We start from the raw sequence: 23231 nt of genomic DNA, 5'->3' as shown, positions 1-23231 counted from the left end.
CATCGAGTGGCTCGCCGGGCACATCAACCGCCGCTGGTCGTCGAACCAGGGCGGCATGGTCGTCGTGACGCACGACCGGTGGTTCCTCGACGCGGTGTCGACCGACACGTGGGAGGTCCACGACGGCGTCGTCGACCCCTTCGAAGGTGGCTACGCCGCGTACATCCTGCAGCGCGTCGAGCGTGACCGGCAGGCCGCCACGATCGAGCAGCGCCGGCAGAACCTGGCCCGCAAGGAGCTCGCGTGGCTCCGCCGCGGCGCCCCGGCCCGCACGAGCAAGCCGAAGTTCCGCATCGACGCGGCGAACGCCCTGATCGACGACGTCCCGCCGATCCGCGACACGGTCGCGCTGTCCCGGACGGCGACCGCGCGCCTCGGCAAGGACGTCGTCGACCTGCTCGACGTGAGCGTCTCGTTCGACGGCACGCAGATCCTCGACCGCATCGAGTGGCGCATCGCACCGGGGGAGCGGACCGGCATCCTCGGCCCGAACGGCGCCGGCAAGTCCACGCTGCTCAACCTGGTCTCCGGCCGGCTGCAGCCGACCAGCGGGCGGGTGAAGACCGGCAAGACCGTGCAGGTTGCCGTGCTCGACCAGCAGCTCGCCGACCTGCAGCAGTTCGCCGCCGACCGCGTTCGCGAGGTGGTGGCCCGCAAGAAGACGAGCTACGTCGCCGACGGCAAGGAGATGACGCCGTCGCAGCTGCTCGAGCGGCTCGGCTTCACCTCGGAGCAGCTCTCCACGCCCGTCAAGGACCTTTCCGGTGGGCAGAAGCGTCGTCTGCAGCTCATGCTCATCCTGCTCGACGAGCCGAACGTGCTCATCCTCGACGAGCCCACCAACGACCTCGACACCGACATGCTCGCCGCCATGGAGGACCTGCTCGACACCTGGCCCGGCACCCTGCTGGTCGTCAGCCACGACCGGTACCTGCTCGAGCGCGTCACCGACCAGCAGTACGCCGTGCTCGGCGGTCACCTGCGCCACCTGCCCGGCGGCGTCGACGAGTACATGCGTCTGCGCGAGGCCGGCACCGGTGGCGGGACCGCCTCTGCGGCTGCCGCCGCGTCTGCCGGGAGGCCCGACACCGTCGGCGGGACCGGCTCGGCCGGTGCCGTGGCCGGGTCCAAGGCCGCCGGTGCGTCCGCCATGTCGGGAGCGGACCGGCGGACGGCCGAGAAGGAGATGTCGGCGCTCGACCGGAAGATCGCGAAGGTCGGCGCGGACCGCAAGAAGCTGCTCGACCAGTTCGCGACGCACGACCAGTCCGACTACGCCGGGCTCGGCGAACTGCAGGCGAAGCTCGGTGCGCTCGAGGCCGAGGTCGAGCAGCTCGAGGAGCGCTGGCTCGAGGTCGCGGAGCTGCTCGGGGTCTGAGCCGGTCTACTCGACGGACGTGGGGTCGACCGCGTCCTGGCCGCTGTCCGTCGGCGTGGCGTCCTCGGGGGCCCCACCGCCGGGGTTCGCCACGACCTCCCACAGGTGCCCGTCCGGGTCCTGGAAGAAGCCGGACCACATGCCCCACGGGCGCGTGTACGGGGGCTCGGGCATCGTGGCGCCCGCTGCCTGCGCCCGTTCAAGGAACGCCTCCGCCTCTGCCTGACTGCTCGTGAAGTGCCCGATCGTGCTGCTCGGTGCCGTGGCCAGCGGCACGCCGGAGTCCTTCGCCATGTCGTCCCGGCCGTAGACGCTGACGATCAGGCCGTCGTCGAGGGTGAACATCGCCGTGGTGCCGCCGGCCTGCGTCTCGGTGGCGGGGTACTCGGTGCCGATGACGCCGCTGCCCTCGATGCCGAGCAGGGTGCGGTAGAACTCAGCCGATCGAGCGACGTCGGCGACGGCGAGGGTGATGGCGTGCATGCGCCGCACGCTACGCCGGCGCCGCTCGGCCCGTGCCACGCTTTCGGTCAGTCCCCGAGACCCAGGATGAGTCGGCGGAGCAGCCCGGCCAACTGGCCCTGCTCGTCGGCGGAGACCCCGGACAGGATGTCGCGCTCGGCGGCCAGCAGGTCCGCGATCGCCGCGTCCACCGCCACCCGGCCCTTGCCCGTCAGCGAGACGAGGATGCCGCGGCCGTCCTTCGGGTCGGTCCGCCGCCCCACGAAGCCGCGGGCCGCCAGGCGGTCCACCCGGTTCGTCATCGTGCCGCTCGACACCAGGGTCTGCTGCAGCAGGGTCTTCGGGCTCAGCTCGTACGGCTCACCCGCGCGCCGCAGGGCCGACAGGACGTCGAACTCCCACGGCTCCATGTCGCTCGCGTCGAACGCGGTCCGCCTGGCGCGGTCCAGGTGCCGGGCGAGCCGGTCCACGCGGGACAGCACCTCGAGTGGGCCGAAGTCGAGGTCGGCACGCTCACGACCCCACGCCGCGACGATGCGATCGACCTCGTCCTCATGCGGCATCCCACCATCTTGGCCGAACCCGGAGCGGACAGCCAGCCTCGTCGGTCGTGGGAGGATGGAGGAGCACCTTCGGGTGTGTTCCGCCTTGGTGTAATGGCAGCACGACGGCCTTTGGTGCCGTTAGGTCCGGGTTCGAATCCTGGAGGCGGAGCGGCCGTGCTCGCCGATCACATCGCTTCACCTCGACCGTGCAGGCTCGAAGCCGTGAGATCCGGGTTCGAATCTATGGTGAGCGTCATCGGCACCTCCGCCGCTTCGCCGGGCCCAGCGGCCGCTTCTCGTTTGCAAACGGCAGTCGGTCGTCGTGCCCCGCGACTTCACATCTGATCGTTCCCGGAAGCTGTCGAGCGGCGCCTACTTAGGGTCGGGTTGCAGGATGCCAGAGCGAAAGCCCGCATTGGAGTCAAGAAGCTCGTTCACGCGATCCTCCCAATCTGGTAGCCGTCCCATCGCTCGCAGGAAGCGCTTGGCCACCACGATGCCGCTGTACGCGCTCGCCCGGTCAAACTTCGGTTCGCGCTTCTTCTCCTTGGGGAGCGTCGCGAACATGACGTCGAACGGCCGATGCCACAGTTGGTTGTGATGGGCGCAGGCGTTCCGGAGCACGGCGAAGCTGTGCACAGCAGAGGTGAAGCCGGTGCGCTGGACCCCGAGCGAATCAGCGGTCAGAAGCGTTGGCTGCTGCGAACTCAGATACCAGAGCGTCTTCGCCAAGGCTCCGAACGTGATGAGCTCGATTGCGACCCATATCGGGACCGCGCTCAGGTCGTCTCCCACCTTGTACCGCTCGACCGTCCTCAGCTTCGGCCGTGAAAGCTCGCGTTCGACCTTCGCGATGTGTGCGCCGAGGTCTGGAGTCACATCGAGGTAAGCAGATTCGTCAAGGTAGAAGGCTTTCGAGCCCAATTCCAGTCCTGCCTCGTACGCAAAGCGCGAGCGCACACCGATCTCGATCTCACTGAGCGCTTCACTGAGGAGGCCCCGCAGTTGAGCGTCTAGCGCCATCAGCTCGAGGATCCGCGCGAGAGAGGCACCAGGTACAAAAGTCTCGTCGCCAGCGGACGGAGCGATCTGAAACTGCCTGCTGTATCCGCTGACACGGTAGTAGTTCAGCCGGCGAAGGTCGGCCGCCGCGATCCCAGGGTCTCCAACGTCAAGGCCCCGGGATCGAAGCAACGCAACCTGGTCGTCGAGGGTTAGAAACGGCTTAGTCACCCGCTGATGGTACGAGAAGGCCCCCCGCATTTGAGGAAGCCTTGCGGCTCTAGCCTTGGAGGGGCGCTGACGACGTTAGGTTAGCAGACTCGTACGACACCTGCTCTACCGCCGTGCTCAGCTTGGGGCTCCCAGCGCAACGAGGGGTAGTGGGATACTGCCCCGCTTGGCCCTGAGGCGGAGAGCGTTCATCGAACTACCGGTTCTCCGATCGGAAGAAGAAGTGTGAGCTCGTGACCTGCAGGAGCGTCTCCCAGTCTGCGTCGTTCAAGCCATCAGGCTTGGCGACCGTCGGGCGGCTGACGTTGAAGCCTTGTCCCTGCTCGCGGCGGTCCGGGAACTGCTCACCATCGATGACAAGGACTAAGCGATCCGGCCGCTGCAGACCGGCGTCAGTTACCGCCCAACCGTTCCAAAGCAACTCCGCGAGTGTCCTACCCTGCAACCAGTTGTCCTCATTCCCGCGTTTGGAGGCTATTGCAAGGTCGAGGGCTTGTCGCAAGTTCGTGACGAGCTTCGAGGGGCTATCGAGCGACTTTGCGGCCACGCCCTCACTCGCGCTGCGCATTGCTGCAATCAGGCTGATGACCGCGCCTTCGAACGTTTCCTCGGGCGCCCAGTTCACCCAAATGGCCTGATTCAGGCTTGTGTCAGGCAGGAACGTGAGGGTGATGTTTTCGTCCCAAGTCTGGTGATCGAATCCACCGGGCGGTCGGTACCCGAAGCCGATGCGCGGCGAAGTCGGCGTAGGCCCCGCCGGCACCACGACCTTGAACCTGTCGTGCGAGCCGACGGCCTGGATAGCATTTGCGTCCAATGCCGTTTGCAGCGCATCAGCGATAGACCTGAAGCTGACGTCTTGCTCGAGCCGTTCAATCCGAGAATCCGCTTCAACGTCGCGCGCGCGTCGGAGCTCGGCTATGCGGGCATCGAGCGACGTAAGGCGAGTCTCTAAGCGCTGCTCCACCGCTCCAACCGCTTGTGACGCGGCGCTTCGCGCAGCCTCGGCTTGCGTCGTCTCGACGCGCCGGAAGAAGTGACGTTCGACTAGCACAAGCCCGCTCGCGAGCAGAAGCGTGGTACCTACGTTCCCGGCGACCCCGGACCAATACGACCACGACTCCGGGAGGAAGTACCCGCCAATCGTGACGGCGGCGCCAAGCCCAACCAATGTCACGATTAAGCCAACCCGAGCGTGTTCCTTCGCAGGTTCAATCGTCCGCACTTGTTCCCCGCTCACAAGGCGATACTAGGGCAGGGGCCGTCGGCACCCTCTGCTCTCACCTCGCTCGGCCGAATGGTCCGCGCTGCGCGAGGACGTCCTGCCGCGCGTCATCGACTGGCGCGACGACCGAACCGACATGGACCTCGAACGCTACTTCCCTGTCTCCGACGATCGACGTCTCGTGATGCACGAAGATCTCGCCGCGCGCGACGGCCGACTCGTGCGAGTCAAGTCGTTGTCGGCCTACACACTGACTTGAGTAGCCCCGCACTGTCGGACACTCGAGACACTGCGGGCTCTCCTGCTGCGCGGGCATGGTTCATCGTCCAAGATGATGCTGTGACCGACGAAGACCTGCTGCGACCGGCAGCTGAGCTGTTGGACGGCCCCAATCATGACCTGCTACCCACGGCCTCTCTGACTGGCGACCAGTTTGAGGCGTTCACCGAGCGCCTGCTGGCGGCGCATCGACGAGCCCTGCCATCGGTCGGCCGCCGTATCGAACGAATCAAGCGTTGGGGCCGTTCCGGCGACAAGCAAGACGGCGTCGACCTCGTCGGCGCTTGGGACGACGGAACTACGGTTGCTTTCCAATGCAAGCGGTGGACAGCGCTGTCACCGTCGGCGGTGCGCACCATCGTCAACGAGACCACGTACAACGCGAGAGAGTTCAAGTTGGTCTTCTCTGGCGTGGCGTCGGCCGCCAGCCGGAAAGCGATGGAGGAGTTTCCGGCCTGGGATCTGTGGGACGCACGGGACCTCCGCCAGCTGCTCGGCGACCTTCCCCTTCACGTTCAGCGCGACGTACTCGACGAGACGTGGTCTGCCAGTGTCCGGAGGCGAATACTCAAGGGACTTCCGACGGACGCGTTCGTCGCCACGGCGACTGTACGCGCGAGCAGAGCGCGCGACGGTCAACTTCTCGACGACAACGCACCGTTTGTCGGCATGGGGTCGCGGCGACGAGAATTGACAAACTTGCTTCAGGCTGGGCCCGAGGTCAGTCAAGTCGTTCTCGTGCACGGACCTGGCGGCACTGGCAAGACGCGTCTCCTTATGGAAGCAGCGGAGGCTTTCGAGCGACTGCGCCCAGAGGTCCCCGTGTTGTGGCTTGGACCCGGCGTAGTTCTCGGCGAGGCCGCGCTCAGCGAGTTGCCCCTAGTCGCCTCCGTCGTCGTCGTTGACGACGCTCACCTGCAGGCCGATGATCTGACCGCGCTCTTGCGCCACGTCTTGGAGACACCTGGAGCGAGGCTGCTCCTCGGATCCCGTGACCCTGCCGTGCGCGAGCTTCGCCGGAAGCTGATCCGTGGTGGGGTCGTGAGTAGCAGGATCGGTGTTGTTCGGACTGACCGCATCAGTTTGAAGGCCGCCCGGCGACTCGTCGCGGCCCTCACGAAGGACCTTCCGGTTGCATACGGCTTCCGAGAAGCGCTCGCACGTATCGCGGTCGATGTGCCCGCCGTCGCAGTACTGGCTGTTGGTATGGTCCGCGCGGGAACACTGACCGACCCGTTTCCGCTGGATGAGCAGCTGCGCGAAGCGGTGCTTGCGCGTTTCGGCGAGGAGACGCTGGACGACGTGCCCGGAGCGCCCCCGCAAGCCCCACGGCGGCTCCTGTCGCTCATCGCCGCAATCGGCACGATCAATCGCGATGACGACGAGACACAGGCTCGTCTTCTCCAAATCACCGGGTGGAGCGTTGCCGACTACCTGTCAGTCTTCGCGGCGCTGGAGGCTCGAGGCCTAGTGACCGGCACTGGGGAGGTGTTCAGGGTTACCGCGGAATTGTTCGCCGATCAGATTCTTGAACATGAAGCGGTGATCTTCGGTCGCGACAGCCACCTTGTGTCCACGCTATGGGAGCAGTTCGGTGACGGCGAGCACCGCACGCTGCTTGTGAACCTGGCAGCACTGGCTGGTCGGCTGCACCGCCAAGGGGCGCCACGAGTCATGGATGCAGTCTGGGCAGACGTCCGGAAGCGGGTCACCGACATGACTCTCTTCGAACTAACGATGTTCCTTTCGGACGCCGCGCCAGCTGCGCAGACCCAGCCGGTCGAGTTCGTAGCCATTCTCGACGTCGTGTTGAGTATGCTCGATGGGCCACGCGAGACCATCACGGATGAACCAACGCGCTCTTGGTTCACCGAGGATGGTTTGCGCCACCACCTTGCCTCGCTGTACGCCGACGTCGGAGCGAACGATCCGGCCCTAGTTCCTCATGTACTCGATGTCCTCTGGGGCCTGAGCAAGCACGATAGCCGGCTGGAAAATAGGAACCCCGGGCATCCGCTTCGACTCATACAAGAACGATTCGCTGACTTCGCGTCGATTCCAAGCGGCCAAGCGCTACCGCAGGTCATCGATGCGGTCGAACGCTGGTTGGGCGAGGAGCCGACTCCGATACCTCTGCTCACGTCGATCATGACTAAGCACGGAACCCGAATGGTGATGACTGACCATCGCACCGTGACTTTTCAGCCATTTACTGTCTCTCCCGAGAAGACAAAACTTCTGAGAGAGCGAATTCGCGAGATCCTAGAACGCGATGAGGGGCACACTCGGGAGAAAATCGAGTTGCTGAAGGCGGCCCTCGCTCCACCACGACCGGGCTTTGGGACTGAGGTCACCGACGCAGGCGTTCTCGCATGGGCGGACGATGATCTAGCAACGGTGGCGACGCTGCGGCGCATCGCCGCGGAGACGAACAGCTCCGCGGTAAGGCGTCTCGTCCGTGACGCCGTCGACTGGCCCGCGACACATGCAATCTCACCGGCGGTGAAATCTGCGACCCACACCCTCGTCGCAGAGCTCGATGCAAGGCCGGAAGACGACTTCGCGGACTTGCTGGTCAGTTCGACGTACCTCACGGTCCATCAGCGCCTGGGACCAGACGCTTCCGGAGGCCGCGGCGCCGGCCGGTACATTCGGCTAGAGGCGCACTTTGCTGATGTCGTCAACGAGGTCTGGCCCGATCAGTTCACAACCGTAGGTTTCTCTCACCTCGACACACAAGTCCGTGAAGCCGCCGAGGCCGGCGGCCGGCAGCTCTGGATGCTCGGGCATTTGGCGACGGCACTGCATGCGGAGCGGCCGCAGCTCGTCGCACCCGTTACTGCAGCAATCATTGACAACGCTGCGGGGCCGCTCGACGACCTTCTGCCGATCCTGCTATCGGGTGTGTCCGATGAGCAGCTGAGGGACTTCACGCACGGGTACCCGACGCTTCGCCCTGGCGCCCGCCGAGCTTTCGGGATCGCTGCCACGAGCGATAGATGGCGTTCGAACCGATCCGCGGCGAACGCGCTCCTCGCGGCGGGTCGTCACGACGAAGACTCAATAGTCCGACAGTCGTTCCTCACCGCCTACGACAAAACGGCGACGCTGAGCGCAATCAGGGATGAGCTAATGGATTGCGCCGCAACGCCGCTAACGATCGAGTTCGTGCTCGACGACCTCGGGTTTGGGTGGCGTCACAACGAGGAAGATCCTGTCGTCGGCTCAGGTGAGGTTCCGGTGCTGCTGGACTTTCTCGAGCTGCTGCCCAGCAACGCTTCGACGGTCCCGCATGTCCTCCGAGCCGTGGCACGAGTCGACGTGGCGGCGGCTCTGACATTCCTAAACGAGGCAGAGGACCCGGAGTTCCACATCGAGATGGATGCGGTACTCGATGGCGATGCTAGTGACGTTGCGGATTGGCTCCTCCGGTGCGCCGCGACAGCTGAGGCAAGGCCCGTCAGCTGGAGGAGCGCACGGGCCATCGGAGAACCGATGCCGGCGAGCGTCGCTGACATCCTTGCCGCTCGGGTCTCTCAGCTTGCACCCGAGACAGTGGACCACCTGACCGAAGTTCTTGCAGCGTTCTCCGCCTGGGTGTCACATCATCCGACGCTCGCCGAGCGGCTCCTTGAGGACGGCAGCCCCGATCTCGAAGCACGCGGACAACGTCTGGCCCTGATCCAAAGCTCGGTGACCCCGACGAGCTGGTCCACTGGGTCCGAGGGGTCACCGGAGCTGAATCTCACGATCATTGCCGCGACGAAAGCCACCGCCTCAACACCCACTGCCGAGCTCCGCGAACTCCTCGAGGCGGGCATCAGCCGCATGCAGGGCTGGCTACGTGATGCAGAGGAACGCGACGAGGACGAGGACGACTTCGATGACGATGACGACGAATTGACGGACTCCTCCGCAGGTTCACTGGAGTAGCTTCCTGGCCACTTAGGCAGGAGCATTCCATGCCGAGGTACCTGACTGAGAGGCGTACCCCGCACCGGTGTGATGCGCGTGAGCGGCGCCGCAGGAGCATGATGTGGCGCTACTGTCGGAGTATCTCGGTCCTAGAGACGGGTACCCGGGCCGACTTCATGAACGCCGGTGAGAAGCGTGGAACGGAATCCCGAAACCCGTGGAACGCCCGTCGGCATCGGGATCGGAGAGCCGCGACCAACTGGCATCCACGAATGGACCGAACACCGCTTATCGGCGTCAAGGCAGCCACGCGACGACGACGTGTTGCGCGACTTCCTGATCCGTTTCGGCGAGGTGCTGCCGCAGGAGACGGCTCCGTCGAAGCGCTGACGGTCCCGCTCGGGGACACGGTTCGTCACCACGAACTCGGCGCGTAGTCCTTCAGGAAGACACCGAACACGTCCTCGCCCGCTTCGCCCCGGACGATCGGGTCGTAGACACGGGCTGCCCCGTCGACCAGGTCGAGCGGCGCGTGGAAGCCCTCTTCGGCGAGTCGGACCTTGGTCGGGTGCGGCCGTTCGTCGGTGATCCAGCCGGTGTCGACGCTCGTCATCAGGATGTTGTCGGTCTCGAACATCTCCTGCGCGCTCGTGCGGGTGAGCATGTTCACGGCGGCCTTCGCCATGTTCGTGTGCGGGTGACCCGGCCCCTTGTAGGCGCGGCCGAACACCCCTTCCATGGCGCTGACGTTCACCACGTAGGTGCGGCGTCCCGTGCTGGCGGCCATCGCGGGGCGGAGCTTCGAGATGAGGATGAACGGCGCCGTGGTGTTGGCCAGCTGGACCTCGAGCATCTCGAGCGGGTCGACCTCGTCGACCTGCTGGGTCCACGAGTTCTCGCCGTGCAGGTCGGGGACCAGGCCACCGGCGTCGATCGCGGTGCCCAGGGCGAGCCGCTCGAGCGAGCTCGAGCCCGGGGCCATGGCCTGTTCGGTCAGCTCGTCGGCACGGGCTGCGGCGGCCGCGAGGATCGGGTGCGCGGCAACTGAACGGGCGAGCGCCAGCGGGTGCTGGTCATTGGTGTGCCCGAAGGTCACGAGTTCGGGCAGTGGTCCGTCGGGCAGCGGCGCGAGTTCCGCGTCGACCAGCGGCTGGTAGGCCCCGGTCGACCGGCGCACGGTCTGCGTGGCGTTGTTGATCAGGATGTCGAGGGGGCCGGACGCGGCGACGTCCTCGGCGAGCCCGATCACCTGGGCGGGGTCACGCAGGTCGATGCCGACGACCTTCAGGCGGTCCATCCAGTCGGCGGAGTCGGGCAGGCTCGCGAACCGGCGCACCGCGTCGCGGGGGAACCGCGTGGTGATGGTGGTGTGGGCCCCGTCGCGCAGCAGCCGGAGGGCGATGTACATGCCGATCTTCGCGCGGCCGCCGGTGAGCAACGCCCGCTTGCCGGTCAGGTCCGTCCGGGCGTCGCGCTTCGCGTGGCTCATGCGAGCGCACGCCGGGCAGAGCTGGTGGTAGAACGCGTCGACGACCGTGTAGTGCTGCTTGCACATGTAGCAGGGCCGTGACTTCAGCAGCGTGCCCGCGGTGGTCGAAGCGGTCGAGGCGCTGATCAGGACGCCTCGGGTCTCGTCGTCGATCCGGTCGGCGGCCCCGGTGGCGGTGGCGGCGATCACCCGGCGATCGGCCTCGGCGATGACGCCGCGCTTCTCGAGACGGTGCGCACGCTTGACGGCCTTGAACATCTTCGCGGTGGCCTGGCGGACCCGGATGAAGTCCGGGTGCGTCTCGTCGATCGACGGCAGCTGCTCGAGCACCCGGAGCGCGACGGTCAGGTCGTCGGGGTCGATGCCGCTGGGTTCGGGGTGCTCGGAGCTCACACGCGATCCTACGTCGGGACCGACCACCGGTCAGACGAGCTGCTGCTCCATGCACACGCTCGTCGGGTCGTCGACGTACGGGCCGAACCGGGGGATGTCCGCGTACCCGGCCTTCCGGTACAGCGCGATGGCCGCGGCCTGCGGCAGGCCGGTCTCGAGCCGGACGGTCCCGATACCGACCGCGCGGGCCCGGTCGTGCAGGGCGTCGAGCAACCGCGTCCCCACGCCGAGCCCACGCGCGGCGTCGCTCACGAACATGCGCTTGATCTCGCCGGTGCCGTCGCCGGCGTCGACGAGCGCCACCGTGCCGAGGGCGGTGCCGTCCTCGCGCGCCACCAGGAACGTGACGTCGGGCTGGTCCAGGTCGTCGACGTCGAGGGCGTGGTAGTTCTCGGCCGCGTACAGGCTCAGTCCGTAGTCGTCACCCTGCTGCAGCAGGTGCAGGACGTCGTCCTGTCGGGGGCTCTCGATCCGCACGGTCAGCACCGTCACACAGTAGCGAGGACGACGAGAACAGTGGGCAGATGAGGCCCCCGGCCGACGGCGATCAGACCAGGAGTCCCTCGCTGACCTCCCACAGCCGCCGGGCATCGTCGGCGTCGAGCATCGCCGAGTTCGCGTCCGACGGGATGCGGTCCGCGGTCAGGGGCAGGACCCGGTCGTCGATCACGGCGACGTCGCTGTCCTTCAGGTAGACCCCGCCGACGCCGTCGAGCAGCGGGCTCGCGGCGCCGAACACGAGCGTCGCGGCGCCCTGCTCGACGGTCTTCTTGCCGACCTCGGGGTCGATGACGGTCACCCCGTGGTCGTCGACCAGACCCTGCTCGCGGTACGAGGCGATCCGAGAAGCGTCGTGGGGGCCGGGGCCGATGATGACGCCCGGGTGCGCGGCGAAGGCGCGGATGCCCTGGTCGGCGTACCGGCGGTCGAGTTCCACCGTGAACAGGACGTTCGCCCGCTTCGACTGCCCGTACGCGGTGACCGGGTCGTACCCGTGGGCGAACGTCAGGTCGTCCCACCGGATCTGCCCGAACCGCGCCGCACCGGAGGTGACGGTCAGGACCCGCGCACCACGGGCCTCCAGGAGGGCGGGGAGGAGCGCCCGCGTGAGCTGGAAGTGCCCGAGGTGCGTCGTCGAGAACGCCAGTTCGTTGCCGCGGCCGTCGAGTCGGCGGTCCGGGGTGAAGAGCATCGCGGCACTGTTCACGAGCATGTGCAGCGGGCGGCCGGAGGCCGACCAGCGCGCGGCGAAGGCGTCGACCGACGACGGGTCGGTGAGGTCGAGGGCCTCGACGTGGACGCCGGGGATGCCGGCGACGGCTGCGGATGCCCGGTCGACGTCGCGGGAGGCGACGGTGACGTCGGCGCCGGCCGCCGCGAGGGCGCGGCTGGTCTCGCGGCCGAGCCGGCTGTGGCCGCCGGTCACGACGACGTTCCGGCCGGTCAGGTCGACGCCGTCCAGGACGTCGGCGGCGGTGGACGCGGCGGTGAACGGAGTGGGCAGGGGGTGCTGATCGGTGATCACGAGCGGTGCTCCTTCGATTCGATGTGGCCGACGGCGGCAGCGGGGCCGGCCGCGACCGCGGCAGCAGAGCCGGCCGCGGCGGCGGCAGCAGGGCCGACGGCATCGGCGATCGCCGACCACGCGTCGGGGTCGAGGCCGAGCGCGGTCCGGAGGAACGCCGTCGTGGTGTGGCGGACGAGGTCCACACGCTCGGGGCTCTCGTCCGTGGTGGCGGTCGACTCGTAGTCCTGGATCCCGCCGAGCAGGTGCTCCCCGCCGTGGACGGTCACCAGGTGCCGCGCGCCGGGGCTCAGGTGGTAGACGTCGGTGAACCAGTCCGGGCCTCGGGTCGAGAGCTGGGACTGGTCGTGGTCGCCGGCGACCACGAGTGACGGGGTGTGCAGCTGGCTGAAGTCGGGGCTCATGAACGCGAAGTGCTCCTGCGCGAACGGCGCGAGGTCGCCGCGCGCGATCCCGGTGGTGGACAGCAGGACCCCGGCGCGCACGCGGTGGTCGGTGCGGTCCTCGCCCGGCCGCCCGTCGGCGTCCAGGACGCGGGCCCCGAGCAGCATGCCCACGGACTGTCCGCCCCACGAGTGTCCGACCGCGGCGATGCGCGCGGTGTCGACGCGTCCGCTCAGGCCGGGGACCGCGTCGATGATCTGGTCGAGGTCGTCGAGCACCCGCTCGAGGTCGTCGACCCGCGTCCGCCAGATGGTCGGGTAGCGCGGGTCGTCGAGCGTCAGCCCGTAGGCCTTCGCGTCGAGGAACGTCGGCTGGACGACGACGAAGCCGTTCGCGGTCCAGTGGTCGACGAGGGGGTCGCCGCCGGTCATGGACTGGCCGAAGCCGTGGGCGAAGACGATGACGGGCAGGTCCGTGCCGGTCGTCGGTGCGGTGATCCGGACCTCGAGGTCCTGACCGCGCGAGGGTGCGGGGAGTGTGACGGGGCGCACGCTGATGACCTGTGGTCGGGGTGCTGTGGGTGCCATGCGGGGCCTTTCCGGGATGCCGTGTCGCCCGAGGACGGAGCGACTGTCGCCCGAAACGGAGCGACGTTCCGGAACGATACGGAACAACGATCCGGATTGCAAGGGGAAGCGGAGCATCGTTCCGCATCGCGTCGTTGTCGTGCGATGATCGACGCATGAGCACCCCGTCGACCGACCCCGCGCGGCGTCGCCGTCGCGACGTCGAGCGCAACGAGCGCACGATCCTCGACGCCGCTGCCGCGGTCTTCGCAGCTTCGGGCGTCGGCGCACCGGTGCGCGAGGTCGCCACCGCCGCGGGGGTCGGGGTGGGCACGCTCTACCGGCACTTCCCGACCCGTTCGGACCTGGTCGTCGCCGTCTACCGGCACCAGATCGAGGCCCTGGTCGACGCGGGGCCTGCGCTGCTCGGCTCGGAGCCGACGCCGTTCGCCGCCCTGCTGCGCTGGGTGCACCAGTTCGTCGACTTCCTCGGCACCAAGCACGGTCTGGCGCGCGTCTGGGAGGGCGACGCCGACGGCTTCACGGCGCTGCACACCCTGTTCGTCGACGAGCTCGTGCCCGTGCTCGGCCGGCTGCTCGACGCTGCGCGGGCGTCCGGCGAGGTGGTCGCGCCGACCCCGCCGTACCAGCTGCTCCGGGCCGTCGGTGACCTGGTGGCGTGGAGTCCCCAGGACCCCGACTACGACGTCCGGACGATCGTGACCCTCCTGGTCACCGGGCTGCGGCAGGCGCAGCCGACGGTGGCCGACAGCGCGTAGCCGGCCACGTGCACTCGTCGCGACCGGCGCCGGACTGGAGGCGCGGTGCGGGCCCGTCACGCGCCTCCCGTCCGGCGTCGCGACCGTCTCGGGCCGCACCAGCGCCGTCGGGGCCGGTCCGGGCCCTACGATCGTCCCGACGGAGGGGGACCACCATGACGGAACTGGCGGACTGGGAGACCGAGGGGGCCAGGGCTCGTCCGGCTCGACCGGGTGACCACGAACCGGCGCCGGCCGCGCTGCGGGCCGTGACGATCATCGGGGTGTTGTTCCTGGTCGCCGCGGGCTGCGTGTTCGTCGCGACGGCGTTCCTCCCCACGTCCGACGAGACGGCTGTGCCGGACGGCCTTCGACTGCTGATGGCGACGGTCGTGTCGGTCGGCATCGCCGTGGTCGGCGTGGTCGCCCTGCTGCTCCGACTCGTCGCCGGGGTGCTCGTCCGCCGCTGACGGCCGGCTCAGCGTCGGCCCGGCTCCGCGGGGTCGGACTCGGTGTCCCCGTGCTCCGGCAGCACGTCGACGTCGGTGACCGCGTACCCGAGCGGCACCTGGCCCAGCGCGAGCAGGAGCGCCGTCCGCCGGTCGTCGTGCTCGGTCTCGATCACCCGTCGCTCGGTCGGGACGACGACGAGTCGGACCCGGTGCGTCACGGGTGCCCCCATGCGGCGGTGCCGCGCAGGCGTCGCCCGGCGTGCTGACCACGTCGCCGACGCAGCAGCAGGTGGCGGACCGCGAGCAGGTGCGGGAACTCGACGAGCATGCCGACGACGATCGCCGTGGTGACCAGCGGCTGGTGGGGGAGTGCGGCGCTCGTCAGCCCGATCATCAGGGGTGCGTTGCGGGCCGCCGTCGTCATCGCGAGCAGCGCCGACCGCGGGTACGACAGGGCGGCGAGGCGTGACGCCCACTCGGCTGCGATGAACGTGACGGCGAAGAAGACCACCGCGCACCCCAGCACGGCGACGAACACCGGCAGGTTCGCCAGCAGCAGCCCGATGTGCGAGGCGAAGAGCCCGGCGACCATCGCGCCCACGATCCAGGGGACCGCGCGGCCGGGCAGGGCGGCGGCGCGGGCTCGAGCGCCGTCCGGCAGGAGCGAGATCCCGAGGCGGATCACCACGGCGATCGCGGCGGGCAGGACGAACCACTGCAGCAGGGTGCCGATGGTGCCCACGGCGTCGATGCCGGCGTTGCCGCCCAGGACCGTGATCCACACCGGGAACAGCAGCAGCTGGGTGACCATGTTGATCGGCAGCAGGGTCGCCCCCACGGCGGTGTCCCCGTCGCTCAGGCGGGTGAACGCCAGGAACCAGTCGGTGCAGGGCGCCAGGAAGTACAGCATCGCGCCGAGCTGCACGGCCGGGTGTCCGGGCAGGGCCACGCGCGTGAGCAGGAACGCGACGAGCGGGGCGAGCAGGAAGTTCATGCTCCAGGCGATGCCGATGACCTTCCAGGCGCCGGGCGTCCGTGGCAGGCGGTGCAGGGGGACGTCGACGAACAGGGCGACGACCAGGGTGATCACCAACGCGTCCACCACCGAGCCCATCGCGTCGCCGGCCGAGGGCGAGACGCCGCCGATCACCGACCCGAGCAGGATGGCGCCGCCGACGATCGCGGGGGTTGCCCAGAGTCGTGCACCGGCGGGGCGGGCGGGCCGCGGTGCCGGCATCAGCACGCGCATTCGACACCACAGCAGCTCAGGTCGTCGGTGAGCATCCCGGCGTCGTCCCACTCCTGCAGGGCGCCGCAGTCGCGCCCTGCTCGTTCGCCGATGACGCGGGCGACGTGGGCGAACCGCTGCCGGAACTTGTACACGAAGCAGAACTGCAGCCCACCGTGCCGGAGCGCCGTGCCGGCCAGGAACAGCCCGGGCGTGGTGGTCGACTCGTCGTCCTCGGTGAGCAGTGGCCATCCGTCCGCGCGGGTGTCGAACAGGCTCGCGGCCGGTCCGAGCCCCGGGCCGTACCCGGTAGCGAGGATCGGTGGCGCGTCCGCGACCAGGGCGGTCCGACCGGCGACGCCGACGGTGAACCCGTCTCCGGACCGCTTGATGCCGGTGACCTGGCCGTCGTCGACCAGGGTGAGGCGTCCGCTGGCCCGCGCGGCCCCGAGCCGTTGACGGGTCCGCGGGGCGAGGCGGAACGACGGGTCCGACCCGCTGCCGGCGTCCCAGGGGTGGGACGGGTCGACGACCGTCACCGTCGCCCCCTGTTCGACGTGGTGGCACGCCAGGTCGATGCCGGACTCGAAGCCACCCACGACCACCACGTGTCCGGACCGCGCCACCCAGGCTGCCTCGGCGGACGCGTGCACCCCGAGCGAGGTGCCGGCGCAGCGGGGCAGGATCGGGTCGGAGAACTCGCCGCCGGCCCAGACCACGTTCCGGGTGATGACGGGGCCGCGGCTCGTGGTCACGCGGAAGCCGTCGTCGTCCGGCTCGATGCGCTCGACCTCGGTGTCGAGCAGGGTCGGCAGGTGGAAGGCCGCGACGACGCCCCGCAGGTACCGGGCGTACTCGGGCCCGGAGGGGTAGTCGGTCCCCAGGCTGTAGGCGGGTGAGGTGCGCGGGTGGACCGCGTTGAGGTCGGTCGCCCCGAACCCGTTGCCGGTGAAGGACGGCGTCAGGAACCGCTGGTGCTCCGGCCACCGACGGAACGTGTCCCCGACGACGCCGCGTTCGACGACGCCGAACAGCAGGCCGTCGACGGCGTGGAGTGCCAGGCCGGTGCCGACGCCGGCCGGTCCGGCTCCGACCACGAGGGCGTCGAGGGTCTCGGTGGGGTGTGGTGCTGGCATGGGGTCGGTCTTCCCAGCAGCTGCAGCTGCGTCGATGGAACGGCCACCGTGGTGTGGTCGCTGCACACCATCTTAGTGAGAACTGTTATCAACATGCCATCGCGGCATCAACCGACCGGCGTCGAGTACAGGACCGCCAGGGTCGCCACCAGTCCGACGACCACGATGCCGAGGTCGAGCAGGGCCAGGGTGACGAGTCGGGTGCGCTGCGGCCGGACGGCGGCCCGCACCACGACCATCGTCACGAACAACACGACGACGAGCACGAGCGCCGGCCAGCCGATCGCCGGCGCCCGGATCGCCATGAGGACCATCACCGCGGCGACGATCACGGCCGTGACGGCTCCCCACACGAGCCAGTTCGAGCCCGACGCCGTCCGGAGTGCGGGCTGGTCGCCGACGCGGGTGGGATCGGGGCGGCGGGGCTGTTCGTCGGACACGAACCGGACGGTACGCGGCGGCCCCTGCTCGTGCCCGCAGCCGCTCGGCCACGAGAGGATGGGGTTGTGCACACCGCCGCGACCATCCTCGACGCCGTCGTCCGGCACATCGACACCACCGGGTTCGCCGCACACGGCATCCACGTGCGCGCGCGGACTGCGGCTCCGGGCACCGACGGCACCGCGGACGACTTCGCCGAGCACCACTGGACCCCCGACGTCCGACGCGAGATCCACTCCGCCGCGAAGGGCGTCTGCGTCCTGGCCACCGGCATCGCCGCCGACGACGGCCTGGTCGACCTCGACGAGCCGATCGCGACGTCCCTGGTCGGCGCCGGCCTCGGTGCGGAGACCGGCCTCGCGCTCGGTGACGGCGTCGGCCGGGTCACCCTCCGCCACCTGCTCACCATGACCAGCGGGATCGACATGCCCTGGTCGGCGACCGAGCTGACGGACTGGCCGGACCTGGCGGCCGAGTTCCTGCGGCGACCGTCCCGCGGCCGGGTGTTCCAGTACGCGAACGCCAGCACCTACACGGCGATGCGCGTGCTCGAGACCCGGGTCGGCGACGTCGGCGCGTTCGTCACCGAGCGACTGTTCGCGCCGCTCGGCATCCAGGACGTCGAGTGGCAACGCTGCCCGAACGGGTTCGTCGCCGGCGGCGAGGGACTGTCGCTCCGCACCGAGGAGCTCGCCCGCATCGGACGCCTGATCCGCGACCGCGGGGTCGTCGACGGACAGCGGATCGTCAGCGCGCGGTGGTGCGACGCGATGCACACCGACTGGGTCGAGCGCGAGGGCACCGGCCCCGGCTACGAGCGGTACGCGATGGCCGGGTGGGGTGGTCCCGGCCGACTCTGGCGGCTGCACGGTGCGTACGGTCAGATGCTGCTGTTCGACGAGACCGGGGCGGGCAACGACGCCGGCACCGTCGTCACCATCACTGCCGACGACCACTTCGGCGCCGACGCGCTCGCCGCCTTCGTCGCCGACGAGCTGGCCCGCCAGGACCCCCGCCGGTAGCGACCGCGACCATCCGACCTGCACGTCCGCGCGCGCCCGGCGTGGGAGAATCGATCAGTGCAGCAGCAACCCGTCGCGATCATCATCGCGGCCATGAGCGAAGAGGTCTCGGCCTTCGCCGACCTGTTCGGCGGTGTCCCCGTCCTCGACGGCCCCGTCGGTGGCCACGACCCGCACCAGCTGCTCGACATCGGCGGCGCCACGGTCGTCGTGCGCCGCAGCGGCATCGGCTTCACGAACGCCACGGCCGCCGTTGCCCACGGCTTCCACGACTTCGGCCCGGGCATCCCGGTGATCAGCGTCGGGACCGCCGGTGGGCTCATGCACGGTGTCGCCATCGGTGACGTCGTGGTCGGCGACCGGTACGTCAACCTCAACGCCGACGCCACCGCGTTCGGCTACGCCCTGGGCCAGGTCCCCGGCATGCCGACCGGCTACGCGCCGGACGCCCGGCTCGTCGAGCTCGCGATGGGCGCCGACATCGCGTGGCCGCTGCGGTCGGCGACGATCGGCTCGAGCGAGGTCTTCGTGACCGAGGGCCGTGCCCGCGCACTCCGGGTCGCGTTCCCCGAGGTGGCCGCGGTCGACATGGAGTCGGCCGCGATCGCGCAGTTCGCCCACGTGCACGACATGCCGTTCGTGTCGGTCCGGTGCATCAGCGACCTCTGCGCGCCGGACGGCGCCGAGTTCCGTGAGCACCTGGACGACGCCGCGGCACGCGCAGCGCGCGTGGTCCACGACCTGGTGCTCGGCCTGCGTTCCTGAGTCAGCCCGAGCGCTCCCTCAGCCAGCTCGCGTGCCGGCGCTCACGCGACGACTCCCACGGCACGGAGGTGTCGGACGGCGAGCCGGTCGGCGGCTCCGGGCGCTGCGCCGAGGGCGTGCGACGCGATCGTGACGTCGCCGTGACGGAGCAGACAGACGCCGGCGTCCCGTGTCTGCCCGCTGTGCCAGATCAGCCCGTCGCGGTGCTCCCACGCCAGGAAGTCCGGCTCGATGCGTCCGATTCCCGCGCCGAACCGCAAGAGGTCGGACATGGTCGACCAGATCCCGCCGGCCGGTGCGTAGGGACCTGATCCGATGGTCCAGGGGTCACGGGGGCGGCCCCGCCACGACCGGAGCAGGGTTCGTCGTTCGGGTGCCGGGTCGAGGGTGGCGCTGGTGATCCCGAGCGGAGCCAGGACCGTCCGCTCGGCGACCGTGGACCATGCTTCCCGCGCGACGTGCTCGAGCAGCCGACCGAGCACCGCGTAGCCGAGGTTGGAGTAGTCCCGCTCACCCGGTGTCGTCGGGGTCTGGCGCAGCGCACGGGTGATGTCCGCCTCGGACACGTCCGCGTACGGGTCGCCGACGATCCCGGCCGACATGCCCTGGTGCACACGGGGCAGGCCCGAGCGGTGTCGGATCAAGTCGTCGACCGTGTAGGTGGCGTCGTCCGGGACGTCCGGCAACAGGTCCCGGGCGGGGGTGTCCCGTGGGATGTCCCGTTCAGCGAGGAGGACGAGCACGGCGGCGGCGGTCACGGTCTTCGTCACGCTCGCCCACTCCACCAGCGCGCCCGCTTCGTAGCGATCGCCGAGGTCGGCGGTGACGTCGCCCCCTGCGTCGATGATCACGGCTCGGTTCGCAGCGGTCACGCTCGTCCTCCTGATCTGGTCGAAGCCACCATGATCGCAGCCGGTCATGCGGGGATCCTCGTTCGGCGTGGACGCCCGCCCCGGTGCCGGAGGGGCGCGACCCGGCTCTCGGCACGGCCGGAATTGCGTTCCACGGACGTTCCGGGACGGATTGCGAACTCGCCTCCGAGCCCCTCGCTAGCCTCCATCCCGGGGGGCCAAGGAACCACGGCCAATCACACAGGGAGATCAGCCATGAGCGCCTACACGAGCGACGAGAACGTCGAACCTGCACGCATCACCACCTTCAAGCGCGTCCGCAAGCAGTGGCGTCGGACGGGTGAGGTCGGCTACACGCACAGTGGAAGCGACTTCTTCCGCGACGACGCCCCGGAAGCGGTCCAGCGGTAACCAGCGGCAGCCACGAAGTGCCCGTCAGGAGCGATCCTGGCGGGCACTTCTGCGTCAGCGACCGAGCTGGTCCCGCAGGTACGGCGCGGTCCGGCTGGTCGTCGAGGCGGCGACCTCGGCGGGCGTGCCAGAGGCGACCACCTGGCCACCCTCGACACCGCCGGACGGGCCCATGTCGATGACGTGGTCGGCGCTCGCGACGACGTCCATCGCGTGCTCGACCACGACGACGGTGTTGCCCGCGTCGGTCAGGCGGGCGAGCTGGGCGGTGAGCAGCTCGACGTCGGCCGGGTGCAGGCCGGTGGTGGGTTCGTCGAGCAAGTACAGGGTGTGGCCGGTCCGCGCACGCTGCAGTTCCGTGGCGAGCTTGATGCGCTGCGCCTCGCCGCCGGACAGCTCCGGAGCGGGCTGGCCGAGCCGCAGGTAGCCGAGACCGACCTCGCGGAGGGTCTCGAGTCCGCGTCCGGCTGCCGGCAGGGACGCCAGGAACGGCGCCGCTTCGTCGACGGTCATGCCGAGGACGTCGGCGATGGACGCCCCGTTCCACCGGACCTCGAGCGTCTCGGCGGTGTAGCGGGAGCCGTGGCACTCGGGGCACGGGGCCCAGCTGCCGGGCAGGAAGAGGAGTTCGACGGACACCGACCCCTCGCCCTGGCAGACCTCGCACCGGCCGCCGGCGACGTTGAACGAGAACCGCCCGGCGCCCCAACCGCGGGCCTTCGCTTCGTCGGTCTGAGCGAAGGCGGCCCGGACCGCGTCGAAGAGGCCGGTGTAGGTGGCGAGGTTCGAGCGGGGGGTCCGGCCGATCGGCTTCTGGTCGACCTGCACGACGCGGTCGATGAGCGGGTGCGACGTCGCGACTCCGGGCAGCACGCCGCCGACGAGCGACGACTTGCCGGACCCGCTGACGCCGGTGACCGCGGTGAGGACACCGAGCGGCAGGTCGACGTCGAGCCCACGGAGGTTGTGCAGGGTGAGGTCGCGGAGTTCGAGCGTGCCGATCGGGGTCCGGACGGCGCGGTCGGCGGTCGGCTGCCGGGGCTCCAGGAAGCGCCGGGTGACCGACGCCTCGACCTCGGCCAGGCCGGCGACCGGGCCGCTGTACAGGACGGTGCCGCCGCCGGTTCCTGCGCGAGGGCCGACGTCGACGATCCAGTCGGCTCGCCGCACGATGCTCATGTCGTGTTCGACGACGAAGACGCTGTTGCCGCCGGCTCGCAGGTCGTCGAGGACGTCGACGAGGGACTCGGCATCGGCGGGGTGCAGCCCGGCGCTCGGTTCGTCGAGCACGTAGACGACGCCGAACAGGCCGGAGCGCAGCTGCGTCGCGATCCGCAGCCGCTGGCTCTCGCCGGGGGAGAGCGTCGGGGTGGCGCGGTCGAGCGCCAGGTACCCGAGACCCAGGCCGACCAGGACCTCGACGCGGGTGAGCAGGTCGCGGGAGATCGCCACGGCGACCTCGGTGTGTTCGCCGGACGATGCCCGCGACGTCGCCGCTGCCGCGTCGGTGATCGCTGCGATCGGGCGCAGGACTTCAGCCAGGCCGGTCAGCGGCAGCGCGTTCAGCTCGGCGATCGAGTGGCCGCCGATCGTCACGGCGAGGGCGGCTCGGGTCAGGCCCGTGCCGCCGCAGAGCCCGCACGGGCCGGACTCGACGAACTGCAGCACCTTCTTGCGCTGGGTCTCGCTCTGCGAGTCGGCGAGGGTGTGCAGCACGAACTGGCGAGCGCTCCAGAACCGGCCCTTGTATGGCTTGGCCACGCGGTCGCGCTTCGGCTGCACCTGCACGACGGGCTGTTCCTCGGTGAAGAGCAGCCAGTCACGGTCCTCGCGCGACAGCTCACGCCACGGGCGCTCGATGTCGTAGCCGAGCACCGCGGTGACGTCCCGCAGGTTCTTGCCCTGCCACGCACCGGGCCAGGCGGTGATCGCGCCGTCGCGTATGCTCAGCGACGGATCGTGCACCGCCGATGCCTCGGTGACCTCGTGCGCGGTCCCGATGCCGTGGCACCGGGGGCAGGCGCCGGCGACGGTGTTCGGCGAGAAGGAGTCCGACTCGAGCCGGTCGGCGCCGGACGGGTACGTGCCGGCGCGCGAGTAGAGCATGCGCATCGAGTTCGACAGCGTGGTCATGGTGCCGACGGTGGAACGGGAGCTCGGGGCACCGCGACGCTGCTGCAGGGCGACGGCGGGCGGCAGTCCGGTGATCGAGTCGACGTGCGGGGTGGACCCCTGCGCGATCAACCGCCGCGCGTACGGGGCGACGGACTCGAGGAACCGGCGCTGGGCCTCGGCGAAGACGGTGCCGAAGGCGAGTGAGGACTTGCCGGAGCCGGAGACGCCGGTGAACGCGACGATCCGGTCGCGGGGGATGTCCACGTCGACGTCGCGCAGGTTGTTCTCGCGGGCGCCACGGACGCGGATGAAGTCGTCCGGCCCGGGTCGGTCGTCGGTCTGGGTCGAGCGAGGAGCGGGCATTCGCTCGATCGTAGGCTCGGCCACTGGGAGAAGCAGTACCGCCGCCGGGACCGCGAACGACGAAGAGCCGCTCCGCCCTGATCGGCGGAGCGACTCTTCGCGTCGTGCGGTGGTGCTCGTGGTGCGGTGTTGCGGCAGGTGTTACTTGATCTGGGCGGTGATGGTGGCGGTGCCGACGAGGAGGCCGCGCTTGACGGCGTCGGTGCCGAAGGTCTTGTTCAGCAGGCCGGCGGCGTCTTCGGAGATGTGGACGGTGGTGCCGGTGAGGATGGCGTTGTCGCCCTCGAGCTGGAGG

At 69.5% G+C, this 23231-nt stretch carries 21 protein-coding genes and 1 tRNA gene; 8 read left to right on the top strand and 14 right to left on the bottom strand.

All coding sequences use genetic code 11. The features are described from left to right. The first annotated feature begins 55 nt into the window (after positions 1-55). Positions 56-1378 carry an ABC-F family ATP-binding cassette domain-containing protein gene (locus tag HP445_RS03455; RefSeq protein WP_411913885.1) on the top strand — a complete coding sequence of 441 codons (1323 nt, stop codon included), beginning with the start codon at positions 56-58 and terminating at the stop codon, positions 1376-1378. Positions 1379-1384: 6 nt separating this feature from the next. Here the strand turns inward: HP445_RS03455 and HP445_RS03450 are convergent, their stop codons facing one another. Together HP445_RS03450 and HP445_RS03445 are read right to left on the bottom strand one after the other, a co-directional pair. Beyond that, positions 1385-1861 carry a VOC family protein gene (locus HP445_RS03450; protein WP_128781620.1) on the bottom strand — a complete coding sequence of 159 codons (477 nt, stop codon included), beginning with the start codon at positions 1859-1861 and terminating at the stop codon, positions 1385-1387. Positions 1862-1908: 47 nt separating this feature from the next. Continuing rightward, positions 1909-2403 carry a MarR family winged helix-turn-helix transcriptional regulator gene (locus HP445_RS03445; protein ID WP_027465090.1) on the bottom strand — a complete coding sequence of 165 codons (495 nt, stop codon included), beginning with the start codon at positions 2401-2403 and terminating at the stop codon, positions 1909-1911. Between the two features lie 79 nt (positions 2404-2482). Between HP445_RS03445 and HP445_RS03440 the strand changes: the two genes are divergently transcribed. Then, positions 2483-2554, top strand: a tRNA-Gln gene (locus HP445_RS03440). Positions 2555-2757: 203 nt separating this feature from the next. Here HP445_RS03440 and HP445_RS03435 read toward each other — a convergent pair. Next, entirely contained in the window at positions 2758-3618 is an 861-nt protein-coding gene (locus HP445_RS03435; protein WP_164941280.1) for an Abi family protein, read from the bottom strand. A gap of 196 nt (positions 3619-3814) precedes the next feature. Further along, positions 3815-4858 (bottom strand): hypothetical protein, encoded by a 1044-nt coding sequence (locus tag HP445_RS03430; protein ID WP_128781622.1) that lies wholly within the window; start codon positions 4856-4858, stop codon positions 3815-3817. Between the two features lie 324 nt (positions 4859-5182). On the opposite strand from HP445_RS03430, the gene HP445_RS03425 reads away from it, so the two are divergent. Next, on the top strand, positions 5183-9055 hold the full coding sequence (locus HP445_RS03425; protein ID WP_164941281.1) for a P-loop NTPase: 3873 nt from the start codon (positions 5183-5185) through the stop codon (positions 9053-9055). Positions 9056-9452: 397 nt separating this feature from the next. Here HP445_RS03425 and HP445_RS03420 read toward each other — a convergent pair whose 3' ends face one another. The 4 genes from HP445_RS03420 to HP445_RS03405 all read right to left on the bottom strand — a co-directional run bounded on the left by HP445_RS03420 (position 9453) and on the right by HP445_RS03405 (position 13415). After that, positions 9453-10919 carry an SDR family oxidoreductase gene (locus tag HP445_RS03420; RefSeq protein ID WP_128781624.1) on the bottom strand — a complete coding sequence of 489 codons (1467 nt, stop codon included), beginning with the start codon at positions 10917-10919 and terminating at the stop codon, positions 9453-9455. Between the two features lie 30 nt (positions 10920-10949). After that, positions 10950-11405 (bottom strand): GNAT family N-acetyltransferase, encoded by a 456-nt coding sequence (locus HP445_RS03415; RefSeq protein WP_241660488.1) that lies wholly within the window; start codon positions 11403-11405, stop codon positions 10950-10952. A 61-nt stretch (positions 11406-11466) separates the two neighbouring features. After that, on the bottom strand, positions 11467-12444 hold the full coding sequence (locus HP445_RS03410; protein WP_128781626.1) for an SDR family NAD(P)-dependent oxidoreductase: 978 nt from the start codon (positions 12442-12444) through the stop codon (positions 11467-11469). Further along, positions 12441-13415, bottom strand: coding sequence for an alpha/beta hydrolase family protein (locus HP445_RS03405; RefSeq protein WP_128781627.1), 975 nt, complete (start codon positions 13413-13415; stop codon positions 12441-12443). The genes HP445_RS03410 and HP445_RS03405 overlap by 4 nt, the downstream gene beginning before the upstream one ends. A gap of 155 nt (positions 13416-13570) precedes the next feature. Here HP445_RS03405 and HP445_RS03400 point away from each other — a divergent pair, with 155 nt between their 5' ends. Together HP445_RS03400 and HP445_RS03395 are read left to right on the top strand one after the other, a co-directional pair. Beyond that, complete coding sequence (locus HP445_RS03400) at positions 13571-14173, top strand: TetR/AcrR family transcriptional regulator (protein WP_128781628.1); 603 nt, start codon at positions 13571-13573, stop codon at positions 14171-14173. A gap of 155 nt (positions 14174-14328) precedes the next feature. Beyond that, positions 14329-14622: a hypothetical protein gene (locus tag HP445_RS03395; RefSeq protein WP_128781629.1), complete on the top strand. Its 294-nt coding sequence runs from the start codon at positions 14329-14331 to the stop codon at positions 14620-14622. Positions 14623-14630: 8 nt separating this feature from the next. Here HP445_RS03395 and HP445_RS03390 read toward each other — a convergent pair whose 3' ends face one another. The 4 genes from HP445_RS03390 to HP445_RS03375 all read right to left on the bottom strand — a co-directional run bounded on the left by HP445_RS03390 (position 14631) and on the right by HP445_RS03375 (position 17408). Continuing rightward, positions 14631-14822, bottom strand: coding sequence for a hypothetical protein (locus HP445_RS03390; RefSeq protein ID WP_128781630.1), 192 nt, complete (start codon positions 14820-14822; stop codon positions 14631-14633). After that, positions 14819-15841 carry an arsenic resistance protein gene (locus HP445_RS03385; protein ID WP_164941282.1) on the bottom strand — a complete coding sequence of 341 codons (1023 nt, stop codon included), beginning with the start codon at positions 15839-15841 and terminating at the stop codon, positions 14819-14821. Before HP445_RS03385 ends, HP445_RS03390 begins: the two co-directional genes overlap by 4 nt. After that, positions 15841-16968: an NAD(P)/FAD-dependent oxidoreductase gene (locus HP445_RS03380; RefSeq protein ID WP_164941283.1), complete on the bottom strand. Its 1128-nt coding sequence runs from the start codon at positions 16966-16968 to the stop codon at positions 15841-15843. Before HP445_RS03380 ends, HP445_RS03385 begins: the two co-directional genes overlap by 1 nt. A 107-nt stretch (positions 16969-17075) precedes the next feature. Next, positions 17076-17408 (bottom strand): hypothetical protein, encoded by a 333-nt coding sequence (locus HP445_RS03375; protein ID WP_111025009.1) that lies wholly within the window; start codon positions 17406-17408, stop codon positions 17076-17078. Positions 17409-17474: 66 nt separating this feature from the next. Between HP445_RS03375 and HP445_RS03370 the strand changes: the two genes are divergently transcribed. Together HP445_RS03370 and mtnN are read left to right on the top strand one after the other, a co-directional pair. Next, positions 17475-18431: a serine hydrolase domain-containing protein gene (locus HP445_RS03370; protein WP_128781632.1), complete on the top strand. Its 957-nt coding sequence runs from the start codon at positions 17475-17477 to the stop codon at positions 18429-18431. A gap of 57 nt (positions 18432-18488) precedes the next feature. After that, entirely contained in the window at positions 18489-19196 is a 708-nt protein-coding gene (mtnN, locus tag HP445_RS03365; RefSeq protein WP_110864380.1) for a 5'-methylthioadenosine/S-adenosylhomocysteine nucleosidase, read from the top strand. A gap of 41 nt (positions 19197-19237) precedes the next feature. Here mtnN and HP445_RS03360 read toward each other — a convergent pair whose 3' ends face one another. Continuing rightward, positions 19238-20116: a serine hydrolase domain-containing protein gene (locus HP445_RS03360; protein ID WP_128781633.1), complete on the bottom strand. Its 879-nt coding sequence runs from the start codon at positions 20114-20116 to the stop codon at positions 19238-19240. A 186-nt stretch (positions 20117-20302) separates the two neighbouring features. Between HP445_RS03360 and HP445_RS03355 the strand changes: the two genes are divergently transcribed. Beyond that, positions 20303-20458 (top strand): hypothetical protein, encoded by a 156-nt coding sequence (locus tag HP445_RS03355; protein WP_155896774.1) that lies wholly within the window; start codon positions 20303-20305, stop codon positions 20456-20458. Between the two features lie 54 nt (positions 20459-20512). Here the strand turns inward: HP445_RS03355 and HP445_RS03350 are convergent, their stop codons facing one another. Further along, the gene (locus tag HP445_RS03350; RefSeq protein WP_128781634.1) at positions 20513-22936 is read right to left on the bottom strand and encodes an excinuclease ABC subunit UvrA; all 2424 of its coding nucleotides are present in this window, start codon (positions 22934-22936) and stop codon (positions 20513-20515) included. Positions 22937-23231: the final 295 nt, after the last annotated feature.

Origin of the sequence: Curtobacterium flaccumfaciens, assembly GCF_013359815.1 — a bacterium.
Taxonomy (GTDB): Bacteria; Actinomycetota; Actinomycetes; order Actinomycetales; family Microbacteriaceae; genus Curtobacterium; species Curtobacterium flaccumfaciens.
Note: the sequence above shows the minus strand (reverse complement) of the source record. Positions and strands in the feature narration are given on the sequence as shown.

Coding starts and splice junctions, on each gene's coding strand:
- HP445_RS03455 (WP_411913885.1), top strand. CDS start 56: ATGGTCGTCGTGACGCACGACCGGTGGTTCCTCGACGCGGTGTCGACC.
- HP445_RS03450 (WP_128781620.1), bottom strand. CDS start 1,861: ATGCACGCCATCACCCTCGCCGTCGCCGACGTCGCTCGATCGGCTGAG.
- HP445_RS03445 (WP_027465090.1), bottom strand. CDS start 2,403: ATGCCGCATGAGGACGAGGTCGATCGCATCGTCGCGGCGTGGGGTCGT.
- HP445_RS03405 (WP_128781627.1), bottom strand. CDS start 13,415: ATGGCACCCACAGCACCCCGACCACAGGTCATCAGCGTGCGCCCCGTC.
- HP445_RS03400 (WP_128781628.1), top strand. CDS start 13,571: ATGAGCACCCCGTCGACCGACCCCGCGCGGCGTCGCCGTCGCGACGTC.
- HP445_RS03395 (WP_128781629.1), top strand. CDS start 14,329: ATGACGGAACTGGCGGACTGGGAGACCGAGGGGGCCAGGGCTCGTCCG.
- HP445_RS03385 (WP_164941282.1), bottom strand. CDS start 15,841: ATGCCGGCACCGCGGCCCGCCCGCCCCGCCGGTGCACGACTCTGGGCA.
- HP445_RS03380 (WP_164941283.1), bottom strand. CDS start 16,968: ATGCCAGCACCACACCCCACCGAGACCCTCGACGCCCTCGTGGTCGGA.
- HP445_RS03360 (WP_128781633.1), bottom strand. CDS start 20,116: ATGACCGGCTGCGATCATGGTGGCTTCGACCAGATCAGGAGGACGAGC.
- HP445_RS03355 (WP_155896774.1), top strand. CDS start 20,303: ATGAGCGCCTACACGAGCGACGAGAACGTCGAACCTGCACGCATCACC.
- HP445_RS03350 (WP_128781634.1), bottom strand. CDS start 22,936: ATGCCCGCTCCTCGCTCGACCCAGACCGACGACCGACCCGGGCCGGAC.